At 70.5% G+C, this 14,336-nt stretch carries 13 protein-coding genes and 1 tRNA gene; 5 read left to right on the plus strand and 9 right to left on the minus strand.

All coding sequences use genetic code 11. The features are described from left to right. The first annotated feature begins 34 nt into the window (after positions 1–34). Genes V7Q31_RS06910 through V7Q31_RS06920 form a run of 3 tightly spaced genes read left to right on the plus strand, consistent with a single transcriptional unit; the run spans position 35 to position 3,124 of the window. On the plus strand, positions 35–373 hold the full coding sequence (locus tag V7Q31_RS06910) for a FeoA family protein (protein ID WP_333832959.1): 339 nt from the start codon (positions 35–37) through the stop codon (positions 371–373). After that, complete coding sequence (feoB, locus tag V7Q31_RS06915) at positions 366–2,894, plus strand: ferrous iron transport protein B (RefSeq protein WP_333832960.1); 2,529 nt, start codon at positions 366–368, stop codon at positions 2,892–2,894. The genes V7Q31_RS06910 and feoB overlap by 8 nt, the downstream gene beginning before the upstream one ends. Then, positions 2,891–3,124, plus strand: coding sequence for a FeoB-associated Cys-rich membrane protein (locus V7Q31_RS06920; RefSeq protein ID WP_333832961.1), 234 nt, complete (start codon positions 2,891–2,893; stop codon positions 3,122–3,124). The genes feoB and V7Q31_RS06920 overlap by 4 nt, the downstream gene beginning before the upstream one ends. Positions 3,125–4,406: 1,282 nt before the next feature. Here V7Q31_RS06920 and V7Q31_RS06925 read toward each other — a convergent pair. From V7Q31_RS06925 to V7Q31_RS06950, 6 genes are all read right to left on the minus strand, one after another. Next, the gene (locus V7Q31_RS06925) at positions 4,407–5,318 is read right to left on the minus strand and encodes an N-carbamoyl-D-amino-acid hydrolase (RefSeq protein WP_333832962.1); all 912 of its coding nucleotides are present in this window, start codon (positions 5,316–5,318) and stop codon (positions 4,407–4,409) included. Beyond that, entirely contained in the window at positions 5,315–6,562 is a 1,248-nt protein-coding gene (locus V7Q31_RS06930) for a M20 family metallo-hydrolase (RefSeq protein WP_333832963.1), read from the minus strand. The genes V7Q31_RS06925 and V7Q31_RS06930 overlap by 4 nt, the downstream gene beginning before the upstream one ends. Beyond that, positions 6,559–7,764 (minus strand): diaminopropionate ammonia-lyase, encoded by a 1,206-nt coding sequence (locus V7Q31_RS06935; protein ID WP_333832964.1) that lies wholly within the window; start codon positions 7,762–7,764, stop codon positions 6,559–6,561. The genes V7Q31_RS06930 and V7Q31_RS06935 overlap by 4 nt, the downstream gene beginning before the upstream one ends. A gap of 74 nt (positions 7,765–7,838) precedes the next feature. Further along, complete coding sequence (locus V7Q31_RS06940) at positions 7,839–8,876, minus strand: TRAP transporter substrate-binding protein (RefSeq protein WP_333832965.1); 1,038 nt, start codon at positions 8,874–8,876, stop codon at positions 7,839–7,841. A 30-nt stretch (positions 8,877–8,906) separates the two neighbouring features. Continuing rightward, a complete protein-coding gene (locus tag V7Q31_RS06945; RefSeq protein WP_333832966.1) occupies positions 8,907–10,190 on the minus strand; it encodes a TRAP transporter large permease in 1,284 nt (427 codons plus the stop codon). After that, entirely contained in the window at positions 10,190–10,723 is a 534-nt protein-coding gene (locus V7Q31_RS06950; RefSeq protein WP_333832967.1) for a TRAP transporter small permease, read from the minus strand. Before V7Q31_RS06950 ends, V7Q31_RS06945 begins: the two co-directional genes overlap by 1 nt. Before the next feature lie 96 nt (positions 10,724–10,819). Between V7Q31_RS06950 and V7Q31_RS06955 the strand changes: the two genes are divergently transcribed. Beyond that, positions 10,820–11,674, plus strand: coding sequence for a MurR/RpiR family transcriptional regulator (locus V7Q31_RS06955; RefSeq protein ID WP_333832968.1), 855 nt, complete (start codon positions 10,820–10,822; stop codon positions 11,672–11,674). Positions 11,675–11,689: 15 nt separating this feature from the next. Here V7Q31_RS06955 and V7Q31_RS06960 read toward each other — a convergent pair whose 3' ends face one another. Together V7Q31_RS06960 and V7Q31_RS06965 are read right to left on the minus strand one after the other, a co-directional pair. After that, positions 11,690–12,124 carry a CBS domain-containing protein gene (locus tag V7Q31_RS06960; protein ID WP_333832969.1) on the minus strand — a complete coding sequence of 145 codons (435 nt, stop codon included), beginning with the start codon at positions 12,122–12,124 and terminating at the stop codon, positions 11,690–11,692. Between the two features lie 490 nt (positions 12,125–12,614). Further along, positions 12,615–13,262 (minus strand): histidine phosphatase family protein, encoded by a 648-nt coding sequence (locus tag V7Q31_RS06965; protein ID WP_333832970.1) that lies wholly within the window; start codon positions 13,260–13,262, stop codon positions 12,615–12,617. A gap of 97 nt (positions 13,263–13,359) precedes the next feature. On the opposite strand from V7Q31_RS06965, the gene V7Q31_RS06970 reads away from it, so the two are divergent. Beyond that, positions 13,360–13,512 carry a hypothetical protein gene (locus tag V7Q31_RS06970; protein ID WP_333832971.1) on the plus strand — a complete coding sequence of 51 codons (153 nt, stop codon included), beginning with the start codon at positions 13,360–13,362 and terminating at the stop codon, positions 13,510–13,512. A 47-nt stretch (positions 13,513–13,559) separates the two neighbouring features. On the opposite strand, the gene V7Q31_RS06975 is transcribed toward V7Q31_RS06970, so the two are convergent. Continuing rightward, positions 13,560–13,649, minus strand: a tRNA-Ser gene (locus V7Q31_RS06975). Between the last annotated feature and the right edge of the window lie 687 nt (positions 13,650–14,336).

Here is a 14,336-nt window from a genome sequence, read left to right on the forward strand (position 1 = left end):
GTTCGCGACGGCGCGCCGAAGGAAGGGACGGGTCATGTTCGAGGGATGGGGGCGGCGGTTCGGCGGACGGCGCGGGCATGGCGCGGGCCGGAAAGGGGACCATGCCGCCGCCTGCGACGGCGACTGCGCGGCCTGCGCGGCGCGGACGCTGTGCGACGTGGCGCCCGGCGGGCGCTGCGCGATCCGGCGATTGAAGGGCTGCGGGCCGACGCGGCAGCGCCTGCTCGATCTCGGCTTCCAGCCGGGCCGCGAGATCCGCGTGCTGCGCAGCGCGCCGCTCCTCGACCCGATCGAGGTGCAGGTGGGCGACTGCTTCGTGGCGCTGCGCCGCTGCGAGGCGCGGCATGTCCATGTGGAGGCCGAAAGTGTCTGAGCCGGCCTCCCCGGTCGGCGCCCGACCGATCCTCGTCGCGCTGGCGGGTCAGCAGAACTGCGGCAAGTCCACCATCTTCAACATGCTGACGGGGCTGCGCCAACACATCGCCAATTATCCCGGCGTCACCGTGGACAAGAAGAGCGGCGCCTACTGGCGCGAGGGGCGCCGCTACGACGTGGCGGACCTGCCGGGCTGCTACGGGCTGACCGCCTTCTCGCCCGAGGAGCGGGTCGCGCGCGACGTCCTGCTGACGGACCGGCCCGACGTCGTGGTCAACGTGGTCGACGCCACGCAGCTGCGCCGCGGCCTGCCGCTGACCTTCCAGCTGCTCGAGATGGGCTTCCGCGTCGTCGTCGCGCTCAACATGATGGACGCCGCCGAGAGCCGCGGGCTGACCATCGACGTGGCGGCGCTGTCGCGGCGGCTGAACGCGCCGGTCGTCCCGCTGATCGGGCGGCGCTCCCAAGGCGAGGCGGCCCTGCGCGACGCCATCGCCGAGGCCGCTTGCGCCGGCCCGGCGACGCCCGCCACGCTGAATTACGGCCCGCTGGAGGAGGCGGCGCAGGCGCTGCATGTCCGCCTTGCGGGCGCCCCCCGCGCGAACGACGCGCTCGCGCGCTGGCGGGCGGTGAAGCTGCTCGAAGGCGACGGCGGGGCGGAGGCCGAGATCGCGCGCCTTCTGCCCGACCCCTCGGCGCTGTTCGCCGAGGCGGAAGCCTTGCGCGCGGGCTTCGAGGCGCGCCATGGGCTGAGCGCCGGCGACCATGTGAGCGCGACGCGCGACCGCCATGCGGCGGGGATCGTCGCGGATTGCGTCGCGAACGCGCGCGAAGGCGAGACGCCCGTCTCCGAGCGGATCGACCGCGTCCTGCTCAACCGCTTCCTCGCGCCGGTCTTTCTGCTCGCGACCGTCTGGATCGTCTACCAGCTCTCCATCGTGCAGGGCTACGAGCTGACCAAGGTCACCTGGCCGGTCCTCGCGGAGTTCCGGAACCTCGCCGCCGGCCTGCTTCCCGATGCGGGTTTCCTCGTCGATCCGCAGCTGCGGGCGCTCGGTCTGTGGCTGGTGGATTCGGTCAACACGCTGCTGAACTACGTGCCGATCTTCCTGATCCTGTTCGCGCTGATCGCGATCCTGGAAGACTCCGGCTACATGGCGCGGATCGCCTTCATCCTCGACCGCATCCTGCACCGCTTCGGCCTGCACGGGCAAAGCACCCTGCCCTTCATCCTCGCCGGCGTGTTCGCGGGCGGCTGCGCCGTGCCCGGCGTGATGGCGACCAAGGGCATCCCGGACGCCCGCGCGCGCCTCGCCACGATCCTGACTGTGCCGTTCATGAACTGCATGGCCAAGATCCCGCTCTACACGCTGCTGATCGGCATCTACTTCGCCGAATCCAAGGGGCTGATGCTGTTCTACCTCTCCACCATCACCGTGATCGCGGCGCTGCTGGTGGCGAAGCTGCTGACCTCCACTGCGCTCGCGACGGAGCCGACGGCGCCCTTCGTGATGGAGCTGCCGAGCTACCACCTGCCGACGCTCTCGGGCGTGCTGCGGCGCGCCTTCGACCGGACATGGTCCTACGTGCGGAAAGTCGGCACAGTGGTCGTGGCGATCGCAGTCGTGATCTATGTGCTCCTGCAGTTTCCCGGCGCGCCGGCCGAGCGGATGGCGCTGCACGAGGCGCGCGCCGCCGAAGCCGTCGCCGCCTTCCAGACGGCGCTCGACGGCAACCCCCACGCCGCCGCAACCGCCGAGCCCGCGCAGCTGATCCGGCTGATCAACGTCCAGACCGCCTACAAGGCCGCGCGGCTGAACGCCGGCAGCGCCGACGCCGCGAAGGCCCTCGACGAGAGGCTGGCGCGCGACCACCCCGACTTCGCGCCCTTCGCGCTGCGCAGCCGCGAGCCCGACGCCAGCGCCGCCTTCGACGCGCTGCGCGATCTGACCAACGCGCGCAACACGCTGCGCCGCGAGTTGCGCGAGGACCGCATCGAGGCGAGCTTCCTCGGCCGGATCGGCCGCGCCATGGAGCCGGTCACGCAGTTCGCCGATTTCGACTGGAAGACCAACATCGCGCTGCTCGCCTCCTTCGCCGCGCGCGAGAGCGCCGTCGCCACGCTCGGCGCGCTGTTCGACCAGGCGGAGGGCGAGAACCTCACGCTCGAGGAGCGCATGGGCGCCCAGCAGGCGGCGGACGGGCGCACCGCAGTCTCGGCCGTGGCGCTGATGCTGTTCTTCGCGCTCTACCCGCCCTGCCTCGCAACCGTGATCATGGTGCGGGTGCAGACCGCCTCGACCGGCTGGATGGCGTTCTCGATCGTCTTCCCGACGCTGCTCGGCCTCGGCGTGGCGACCGCCGTCTTCCAGGGCGGCACGGCGCTCGGGCTCGACGGCCTCCAGACGATGACCGCCGTGTGGTTCGGCGCGCTGGCGCTGCTGCTGATCGTCGCGGCGCCCAAACCCTGGGCGCCGGCCCTCGCCCGGCGCCCGGACCCCGTGGAGGCGCCCGGATGACCGACCCGTCGCCCCCCCTGATCGACCTCGCCGCCGAAAGCGCGCTCGGCGCGGCTGACATCCTCGTCATCGCCGCCGCCGGCGCCGCCGCCGCGCTCTATCTCGGTCGCTCCCTCTGGCTGAAGCGCCGCGGGCTCGCCGCAGGACGGGGATGCGGAGGCTGCGCTGGGTGCGGCGGCGCGTGCGCGCGGTCGGGCTTCTCGGCGCCCAACCGCGCCGGCGAAGGCTGAACGCCGCGCGCCGACCCGCCGCCGCCGCCGTGGAGAATGAAATCCCGCAAGCGGGTCGCCGCCCGGCCGCCATGCTTGGATCAGCGTGACCTCCGCGCCAATATTTCGGTTCAAGTCGTCCCGGGCCGTTAAGGATGCGATTTTAGCAACTGGCGCGGGGATCGACGGTCACGGCTTTTTGACGGGATCGTGCGACGACGCCGTCGAGCGTCACGCCCTCGCAGTGGCCGAAGACCAGCGCAATGCCGGCTTCACGCGCGACAGGCCGGCCCGCATCAATGTGAGGCCTGTAGATTGGCGCGCAGAACCGACCCCCGTCTGGGCTGCGCCCCCGGGGCTGGACAGATCGTGAAAGGCCGCCCTCCAGCCCAGGGCCCCCTCGCGCCGCGCCGCCGCCGATCAACGCCAAGCATCTGGCCTTGTCCGCGTCAGGCGCGGCCAGAACCTCCGCCAAGGCGGACTTGGCCGGAGCGAACAGCCCCCCCGAGATACCACCGGGAAGCTGTAGGCGACGGAGAACTCGCAGGACATCGATTCTGTCCTCGGTTCGCGTTTCCGACGCGCCGCCCGCCCTACCGAAAGGCGGGAGTCTCGAATGCGCGAGCGCGCGCATCCCGGCGCAAGCCGCAACCGGAATGCCGATCGCACCCGCAAAGGCCAGCGAGAAGGGGTTGGCGGACGAGGCGTAAGCGCCGAGGCCCGCGCAAGTCGCCGCGAATCAGAGATTGGCGAGGCTCGTCAGCGCGAGGATCCGGCCAAGCGGGTAGCGCGCCGCGCCCGCCTTTCGGCGGGCGCCGGCAGGACCACGTCGAGCGTAAGCGCGCCCCCGACAGGCGCCGCGAGAATGGGTCCGTCAGGGCTCGCCTCCAGCGATGAACTGACCAGCGCGTCGATCTTCTCCCGCACGAAAAACGAATGACAATAACATGACCGAAATCATGATCGCGAATACAAATGCCAATCTTAAGAATGGCGTTCTCAAAGAGGTCCGTTCAGATTTTTTATTTAAACTATGTGCATCTTTAAATTGCGGTTAATCGCAGCCCTCCGAGAAGAGCGTCTGGCGATGCACAGGCAAGCTCGGCGCGCCGCCGGCGGCCAGCGCGCGTGGAGGGACATCGGCTCCGCCAATCCAGCAAAGGGTTGTCGTCTCGTTCGTGAGGTTTCCGCCGAAAGCGCGGCGCCTCGGGGTGGGGCGTCGCCCGGGGTCGTCGCCGCATCGGCGCCGGCGGCACAGCGCACCCGACGGGCCAACAGCTTCGCCGGCCCCATCGGCGCCGCCTCAGCCCTTGCGCGCCGTTATCGCGGCGTAGTCCTGCGGCTCGCGATGCTGGGCGAAGTCGAAGATGTTGCGCCGGATCTCGGCGCAGCGGTCCAGATCGACCACGGCGGAGATCACCTCGTCGGCGGTCGTGGCGGCGCGCGCGACCACTTCGCCGGTGGGCGCCACGATGATCGAGCCGCCGATCAGGTCGCACCCTTCCTCGCGCCCCGCTTTCGCCGCCGCCGCCGCCCAGAGCCCGTTCTGGTAGCAGCCCGCCTGAAGGCTCAGTTCATGGTGGAAATATTGCAGGTGGTCATGCTCGGGGGCGGGCGGGTAATGCGCCGGCGTGTTGTAGCCGAGAAGCACCAGCTCAGCGCCGCCAAGGCCGAGGACGCGCCATGTCTCGGGCCAGCGCCGGTCGTTGCAGATGCACAGGCCCAGCTTGCCGCCGAAGGCGTCGAAAGTGCGGAACCCCAGATCGCCCTTCTCGAAATAGAGCTTTTCGAGATGCTGGAAGGGCCGCCACGGCTCATGGCAGCGGTGGCCCGGCAAGTGGATCTTGCGGTATTTGGCGAGGATCGCGCCGTCCGGCCCGACGAGGATCGCCGTGTTGAACCTGCTGCCTTCGGGCGTCAGCTCCGCATAGCCGAGATGGAAGCCGACGCCGAGCGCCGCGGCTGCCTCGAACAGCGGGCGCGTCTCGGGCGAAGGCATCTCGCGCTCGAACCAGCGCTCCACTTCGGCGGCGTCCTCCATCCACCAGCGCGGGAAGAAGCTGGTGAGCGCCAGTTCGGGAAAGACGACCAGCTTCGCGCCCCGCGCCGCCGCCTCGCGCAGCATCGCGACCATGCGGGCGACGGCGGAGGCGCGGGGCTCCTCGCGCGCGATGGGGCCGAGCTGGGCGACGGCGACATGCAGGCGGCGGGTCATGGGAGGGGCTCCAGCAGCGGCAGGACCACGTCGAGCGCGACCTGCGCGCCCGCGATCAGATCTTCGGGCTCGGTGTGTTCGGCGACGTTGTGGCTCAGGCCGCCGACCGAGGGGACGAACACCATCGCCGTCGGGCAGTTCGGCGCGAACATCTGCGCGTCGTGGCCCGCGCCCGAGGGCATCCTGCGGCAGAACAGGCCGCGCGCCCGCGCCGCCGCCTCGACGGCGTCCACGAGCGCGGGGTCGAAGGCGACGGGCGCGAAGCGCGCGAGGCTGCGCAGTTTCACGCGGCAGCCCTCCGCGGCGGCGATGACCGCGGCGGCTTCGGCGAGGCGCGCCTCGGCCGCCTCGAGCGCCGCGTCGTCGGTGTGGCGCAGATCGACCGTCATCGTCGCGCGCTCGGCGACGACGTTCACAAGGCCCGGCGAGAGGGCGATGGCGCCGACCGTGGCGACTTGCGGCGGCCCGGCCTCGTCGGCGATGGCGCGCGCCTCCACCGCCAGACGCGCCGCCGCCAGCCCTGCGTCGCGGCGCAGCGCGATGGGCGTGGTGCCGGCGTGGTTCGACTGACCCTCGAAGATCACTTCGGTCCAGGAGATGCCCTGCACGCCCGTCACGACGCCGATGCGCGCGCCGGCCTGCTCCAGAACAGGCCCCTGCTCGATGTGCAGCTCCAGATAGGCGCGAGGCGTCAGGCTGCGCGGCGGGATGTCGCCGGCGTAACCGATGCGGCGCAATTCGTCGCCCAGCACGGCGCCGTCCACGCCCACGACCGACAGCATCGCGTCGAGCGACAGCGCGCCCTGATGCACGCCCGAGCCCATCATGTCGGGCGCGAACCGCGCGCCCTCCTCGTTGGTGAAGGCGGCGACGGCGAGCGGCCAGCGCGTGCGCAGCCCGGCGCGTTCGAGGGCGGCGGCGATCTCCAGCCCCGCCAGCACGCCGAGCGCCCCGTCATAGAGCCCGCCGGTCGCCACGCTGTCGATGTGCGAGCCGAGCATCACCGGCGGGCCTTCCTCGGCGCCTGCGCGCACGCCCCAGATGTTGCCGATCATGTCGATCGAGACGGCCATGCCGAGCGCGCGCATCTCGCCCACCAGCCAGTCGCGCCCGGCCTTGTCGGCGTCGGTCAGCGCGAGGCGGCAGACGCCGCCGCCCTCCAGCGCGCCGATCTCGCCGAGGCGGCGGAGGCGGTCGAGCAGGGCGGCGCCGTCGATCTCGATCCGCGTGACGGTCTCGCTCATGCCGCGCGCTCCCGGATTTGGTCGCCGGTCGCGCCGACGAGCTGTTCGTAGAGCGCGGGGTCGGTGTCGGCCTCGGTGCCGAACAGCAGCACGCGCGCCTCGGGGCCGAGTCCGAGGGCGGCGCGGGCCTGCGGGTCCGCCATCGTCGCCGCCAGCGCGGCGAGGCCGGCGGTGGCCGACTCGCCCGCGACAACGGGGCGGTCGGGTGGGGGCGGGCAGGCGAGGCGGCGCATCATCTCCACCGCCGCCGCGTCGGGGATGGCGATGGCCGCATCGGCGTGGTCGCGCAGCACCTCCCAGGCGAGCGCCGAGACTTCGCCGCAGGCCAGCCCCGCCATCAGCGTATCGAGATCGCCCTCGACCGGGGTCGGTCTGCCGGCCCGGAAGCTGTCGGCCCAGCAGGCCGAGCGGTCGGGGTCGGCCAGCAGGATCGCCGGGCGCCCGGCGCCCCAGCGGCGCTTGGCCTGCGCCGCGACCGCCGCCGCCATGCCGCCGACGCCGGTCTGGAGGAAGATGTGGGTGGGCGGCTGCGGCAGCGCGTCGAAGGCTTCGGCGGCCATGAGCTCGTAGCCCTGCATCACGTCCTTCGGGATCTCCATGTAGCCCGGATACGAAGTGTCGGAGACGACCGTCCAGCCTTCCGCCTGCGCCGTCGCCTCGGCCTCGCGCACGCTGTCGTCGTAGTTTCCGGCGGTGCGGCGGACTTCGGCGCCATAGGCCTCGATGGCGCGTTTTCGGCCTTCGGACACGGTCGCGTGGATGAAGATCACGCAGCGGCAGCCGAAGCGCTGCGCGCCCCAGGCGACCGAGCGGCCGTGATTGCCGTCGGTGGCGCAGCAAACGGTGAGGCGCGGCGCGATCTCGGCGGGCGTCAGGCCGGCGGCCTGCGCTTCGCGGGCGATGACCTGCGCCACCGCATAGGCCCCGCCGAGCGCCTTGAAGCTGCCGAGCCCGAAGCGGGGCCCTTCATCCTTCCACCAGATCGCAGCGACGCCGATCTCGGCGGCGAGGCCATCCAGCCGATGCAGCGGCGTCGGCGCATAGCCGGGCCATGAGGCGATGGCGGCGCGGGCGCACTCGAAGGCGACGTCGGACAGGATGGCGTCCTGCGCAGGCGTCCACGGCGCGTCGCGGCGCGCGGCGGCGTTGGGGATCAGCGCGAAGGGGCGCGCTGCGTCGGGTCGGTCGATGGGGGCGTTCACGGGAGCGTTTCCGGTCGGGTTTCTTGTTCATGGGGCGGGCGCGGGAAGCGCCCGCCCTTCAGGCGCGGCAGGCGTCAGAACGCGCCCTTCTCGACCTCGATGCTGGAGAGCAGCGCATCGAGCATCTCAAGCCCCGCTGCGCCGTACTGCGCCTCGATCAGCGCGCGCACCGCCGGCTGGGCGGCCTCGGCGAACTTCGCCTGCTCGAGCGGCGGCACGACGTTGACTTCCATTTTCTCGGCGAGCTTCGGCAGCCCGTTCTCCGAGGCCTCGATGATGCGGCTCATCGCGCGGCCCGACTCTGTCGCCACTTCCGACGCCCAGTTGATCAGCGTGCGGTGCTCGTCCGACAGGCCCGCGTAGAAGTCGGCGTTCATCGTCCAGATGTAGGGGGTGATCACATGGTTGGTGATCGAGAGATACTTCTGCACTTCGTCGAACTTGGCGAAGGCGATGATCGGCACCGGGTTCATCTGGCCGTCCGCGACGCCGGTCTGGAGCGCGGTGTAGACTTCGGCCCAGGGCAGGGGCGTCGGCTGCCCGCCGAGCGAGGAGATGATCGCCTCATGCGTCGGCAGGGTCATGGTGCGGATGCGCATTCCCGCCATGTCCTCGACCGAAGTGATCGGCTGTTTGGAGTTGGTGAAGGCGAAGAAGCCGCCCGAGTCGATCAGGCCCAGCACTTTCAGCCCGGTCGCGCCCTCCATGTCGGCCACGAACTTGGCGCCGAAGGCGCTGTCCTTGGTCATCACGCGGGAGGCGACGCCGATGTTGGGGAAGGCGAAGGGGATGTCGAACACGCCGACCAGCGGATAATGCGCCGCGACCCCGCCCGCCGAGGAGATCACGCTCTCCACGATGCCGGCGCGGACCTGCTCGATCACCTCGTCGTCCTTGCCCAGCTGGCCGTTGGGAAAGAGCTGCACTTCGATGGCGCCGTTCGACGAGCTTTCAACCAGCGATTTGAACACCGCCGCCATGGCGCCGGAATGGCTCTGGAACGGGTCCTCGGGGTTGAGATGGGCGAGGCGGATGGTCACGTCGGCGGCGAAGGCCTGCGCGGCGAAGGCGGCGGCGGTCAGCCCCAACGCCAGCGGTTTCATCATCTTCATCGTGGTCTCCCTGTCGGTTGCGCCCGGCCGCTACAGGCCGAGCAGTCTTGGAACGAAAAGCGTGAGGTCCTCCCAGAAGGCGATCATCACGAGGATGGCGACTTCGGCGAGGATGAAGGGCCAGAGTTCGCGGGTGATCGCCTCGACCTTCTCGCCGGTGACCGAGGCCAGCACGAACAGGCAGGCGCCCACGGGCGGGGTCATCAGCGAAATGTTGAGGGCGAGGATGATCATGATCCCGGCATGGACCGGGTCCATCCCGAGCTTCAGCGTCAGCGGCGCCAGAACAGGCGCAAGGATGATCAGCGTCGCGTTGATGTCCATCACGAGGCCGATCATCAGCAGCAGGATCAGGATCAGCCCGATCACCACGTCCGGGTTGTCCGACACCGCAAGCAGCCCCTCGGCGATGGCCTGCGGGATTCGGTTGAAGGTCATCCACCAGCCGAGGATCGTCGCCGAGGCGATGATCAGGAAGATCACGCCGGTGATCCGCGTGGTGCGCACGCCGATCTCGTAGAGGTCGCGCCATGTCAGCGCGCGATAGATCACGCCGCCCACCACCAGCGCATAGGCCACGGCGATGGCGGCGGCCTCGGTCGGCGTGACGATCCCGCCGAGGATCGAGCCGAGGATGAACACCGGCAGCATCGCCGCGAGAAACCCCTCGCGGAACGCCGCCCGCACCGCCCGGAAGGAGGGGCCGCCCTCGCCCTTCGGCAACCCCTTGCGCCGCGCGGTGAGCGCGATCACCGCCATGCACACGGCGCAGATCAGCAGCCCCGGCAGGATGCCCGCGGCGAACAGCCCCGCGATGGAGACGCCCATCAGCGAGCCGTAGATGATCGCGAGCGTGGAAGGCGGGATGGTCGGCCCGATGATCGAGCCGGCCGCGGTGACGGCGACGGCGTAGGGCCGCGAGTAGCCGCCCTTGACCATCGCCGGCACCAGCGTGTTGCCGAAGGCGGCGGCGTCGGCCGTGGCCGAGCCGGTGATGCCCGCGAACATAACGCTCGCCACCATGTTGGAATGCGCCATCCCCCCGCGCATCCAGCCCACCAGCGCGTCGGCGAGCTTCACGAGGCCCGCGGTGATGCCGGAGCGGTTCATGATCTCGCCGGCCAGAATGAAGAACGGCATGGCGAGGAAGGGGAACAGGTCGAGCCCGGCGAAGACGCGGTCGGGGGCCATCTGCATGAAGCGCGGACCCATGTCGAGAATGCCGACAGTCCCCGCCACGCCGATGGCGATCCCGACTGGCATCCCCAGCGCCAGCAGGCCGAAGAAGGCGAGGGGAACCAGAACCACGCCCATCACAAAGGCCCTCCGCCCGTCACGGTCGCGCCCGTCCGCGCCGGAGGACGCGCGGCGAACCAGTCGTGCACGCCCATCAGCCCAAGTTGCACGCAGGCGAGCCCCGCCGCGAGCGGCACGCCGGCGAAGGCGTAGCCCTTGGGGATCGCGTAGATCATCGTCACGCGCCCCATGCCGCGCTCGGCGAAGCCGAGCCCGTACCAGAACAGCGCGGCGAAGAAGGCGAAGCCGATCAGGTCGAAGGCGACCGCCAGCCAGCGCCGCGCCGGCGCCGGCAGCCGTTCGAAAACGAACCCCACCCCGATGTGCTCGCGATGCGCGATGCCGGAGGAGACGGCGAGCAGCGCCATCCAGATCATCAGATAGCGGGCGAGCTCCTCCGTGAAGGTCAGGGGCAGCGGGATGGCGTAGCGCACCAGCACGCCGAGCCACACGTCGAGCACGAGAATCGCCAGCAGCGCCACGCAGACGCGCTCGACCAGCCAGTTGACCCGCAGGCTCCATCGCTTCGCCGTCGCGGCGACGTCGTGCATCGGCATGCGCTCCGCGACCGGGACTCGCCCCGGTCTTGCGGGACAAGCTGAAACATGCATTTCATGCCGTCAATAGGGTTGAACGTGGAATTTCAGATGAGCGAAACCGCCGCCCCGGGTCCCGCGCCCGAAGCCGCCCTGTCGCTGACCCAGCGCATCCACCGGGTCTATGCGGAATTGCCCGCGCAGGAGCGCGCCGTCGCCGATCTCGCGCTCGACGCGCCCGGCGAGGTGGCGGTGTGGACGGCGGCGGAGCTTGCGCAGCGGGCGGGGGTTTCGGCGCCGACGGTGTCGCGGCTCTTCCGCCGGCTCGGCTATGACAGCGCCGAAGCGGCGCGCCGGGCGGCGCGGGCGATGCGCGCGGCGGGCTCGCCGCTCTATCTCGCAGCCCGCGACGGGGCCGCGGCGCCGCAGGCCGACATCGCCGCCGTCGAGATGACGTTGTCGATGCTCAATCCCCTGACGGTCGCGGATGTCGCCGACGCGCTGGCGCGCGCCCGGCGGGTGCGGGTTCTGGGCTTTCGCAACAGCGCCTTCGTCGCCGACTATCTGCGCGGGGCGCTGGCGGTTTTCCGCCCCGACGTCGAGGCGCTGACCGGGCCGGGGCAGACGCTGGCCGAGCGTCTCGCCGATCTCGCGCCCGGCGACATGGCGGTCGCGGTGGGGCTGCGGCGGCGCCCCGCCCAGTTCGCCGCGGCGATGCGCGCGCTGTCTGGATCCGGCGCCGATCTGGCGCTGATCGCCGACCGGAGCGTGCGCGCCGCGCCGGCCTCCGCCCGCTGGACGCTGCTCTGCGCCGTCGAGACGTCGGATGCGCTCGACACCTATGCGGGCGCGCTGGCGCTGGCGCGCCGGCTCGCGCTCGAGACCGGGCGCAGGCTGGGCGCGGGCGGGCGGCGGCGCATCGAGGCGGTCGAGGCGCTGCACGACGCGCTGGGCGAGCTGGAGTGAGCCCGCGGCGCGGCCTCAGAAGCCCTTGACCATGTCTTCGAGCGCCGTGCGCTCCATCTCGATCTCGGAAATGCGATATTTCACGACGTCGCCGATCGAGACCAGCGCGTGCAGCCGTCCGTCCAGCATCACCGGCAGGTGGCGAAAGCGCCCGTCCGTCATGCGGCGCAGGATGTCGTTGGCCCGGTCCTCCAGCGTGCAGGTCTCGACCGGGCTGGACATCGCCGACGCGACGCTCTGCTCGAGGCAGCCGCCGCCCTGCGCCGCCAGCGCGTTCATCACGTCGCGCTCCGACAGCACGCCGTCGACCCGCGCGCCGTCGGCGGAGACCACGACCGCGCCGATGCGCTTTGCGGCCAGCATGCGCACCGCCTCCTCGAGGGTCGCACCGGCCTTCACCGTCGCGACTTCGTTCGAGCCCTTCTGCCGCAGGATCGCCGCCACCGTCATGCCTTATCCTCCCTGTTCGACCATTGCGGTCTTGTGTTTGGAGCCCCAGCCTGCGCCCCGCCAGCCCGCGGCGCAATCGACGCGACGCCGCGCCTGCGGATTCTCGGCGCGGGCGACACACTGTTCCCGATCCGGAAATGCGGCGGCGCAGCGGAAAAACGCATGCGAGCAGCGGGCTTTCGTGTCGCATGCGACAAGTTGTCGCATGCCTGATCCGATCCGGGAAACGCGTTTCCGGCGAAGACGAAAGGCGGCCCGCCTTGTCCCCGTCCCGACAAGTCTATCTCCCGCCTCAGCAGAAACGCTGCTGAGCAAAGAGGGAGAACAGACGATGACGGGCCTAGAACTGCTTCTCATGCCGCTCTTTACAATGGGCAGCATGATCGTCTTCGCGGTGTCGCAAATCCGCTCGGTGAATCGCGACCGCTGAAAACATGAACGCCGCAGCGAAGAGCTGCGGCGTTACTTTGCCAGAAGCCAAGAGGCCGTTTCAGCGGACCGCATTCCATTTTTGCGAAGCGATGGCGCCGAGCACATCGAACCCTTCTGCTCCGTCGGGCCGAAGGAAATGGGCGTCCCCCATCGGTTTAGGATATTTGCTGGTCGCCGCCTCGAAAGGATCGTCATGGCCGACGATCACGATGTTCGCCGCGTCATCCGGGGTCTGCTCCAGCAACGGCGACACAGCCGCGCGCATCCGGGCGATCGGCTTCTCCGTGAAGTCCTCGGACTTCTCGAAGCTGAGCGCAGCCGTCTCGCGGTAGCGCCCGAAGGCGAGATCAGGGGTCTGCCGTGCCCGGCAACACTCGCTGCTGACGACGTCGCCGACGGGAAGATCGAGTCGCGCGAAGGCCGCTCCGATCGCCCGCGCCTCCGCCCATCCGGCTTCCGACAGCGTCCGCTGCGTACCGCAATCGCCCATCACGGCGCCGATCTGGTCCGCATAATCGCGCTCGGTCGAGGCATGGCGAACATTGATGACCAGCCCGCCCGATTTCGCCGCCGCCGCCAGATCGGCGGGCCTCATCACCTGCGACGCCGCAACGCTCGCCGCTGCGATCAGCGCGAGCCCCGCGAGCGTCGCCGCACCATATGAAACCGCGCCGTTGGCGGCGGGAGGGCCGAGACGCGTCGCCATCCGCCGCCGTCATCGACAGGCAGATCGTCAGGACGGCGGCTGCGCGGGACGCCTCGCGAAATGGGCGCCGAACAGGACCCATGTCGCGCCGGAGATCGTGAAGCGCCCGCCCGGCGACGAAGGCTTCGCCGTCATCCGCCGGTGCTGGGTCGTCGGGCGCACCTTCGCATGGGTCATGAAACGCCGAAGCCTCGTCCGCGACGACGAGCAGCTCGCCGCCATCGCAATTTTCGTCAGGCGGGCGGCGTGAACCTTCTCAAACACGCTCCGACCCGCGCCTGGCCCCGACTGCGGACCTGGCGGAAGCGGTGGGATTCGAACCCACGATACGGTTGCCCGTATGCCAGTTTTCAAGACTGGAGCCTTCAACCACTCGGCCACGCTTCCATTCGGTTCAAAAGCTTAAGTGCTTTCTGCCGGCCTATGGGCGATATTCGCGTCACCCCATGCCCCTCGCAGAACTGCCCGCAACCCCGTGTGACCGAACTCCTATTCCTTGGTCCGATACGGCGGTCGGCGCGAACCTGCGACAGCTTTCAAGACCGCCGCAATCGACCGCTCCGCCACCCTGTCGGAGACTAGGCCGTGTTGACGAATTGGATCAAGACGAAGCCGATGGCGAAGGCGACGAAGGAGGCGACGTTGGTCTTCGTCTTGTCGCAGCGCGGGGCGATGCGTTTGAGGCGCTTGCGCGACCGGCTGTGTGGGAGAGACGCGCCCGGAAAACGCGCCGGCCGCGCGTTTTCAGCTTCGAACGGGCGGCGGCTCGGGGGGGGGTGAGGATCGCGTCACCGCCGGACGCCGGCGCCGGGTCGCGAGAGGCCATGCCCGACGCCGCCAAGCGCCGGGCCATCGCGCGGCGGCCAGCGCCGCGGGTTGGGTCAGGCCCTGCCCGGTGGCCCGAAGGCCGCCGGGCGGCGACGTCCGCCCCCCGCTTGCGTCGCCACTGCGACGTCCGGGCGGACGCCCCCGCCCTCCGTTGCGCAAGCGGCGCCGCCGGGATCGGCTTCGGCTCGCGCCTCCGCCGATGCGACGCGCGCGACTTGCGACCGGCAAGTCGCCTGAGCGCGTCGC

It is taken from the genome of Rubrimonas sp., from assembly GCF_036788415.1.
Lineage (GTDB): Bacteria > Pseudomonadota > Alphaproteobacteria > Rhodobacterales > Rhodobacteraceae > Rubrimonas.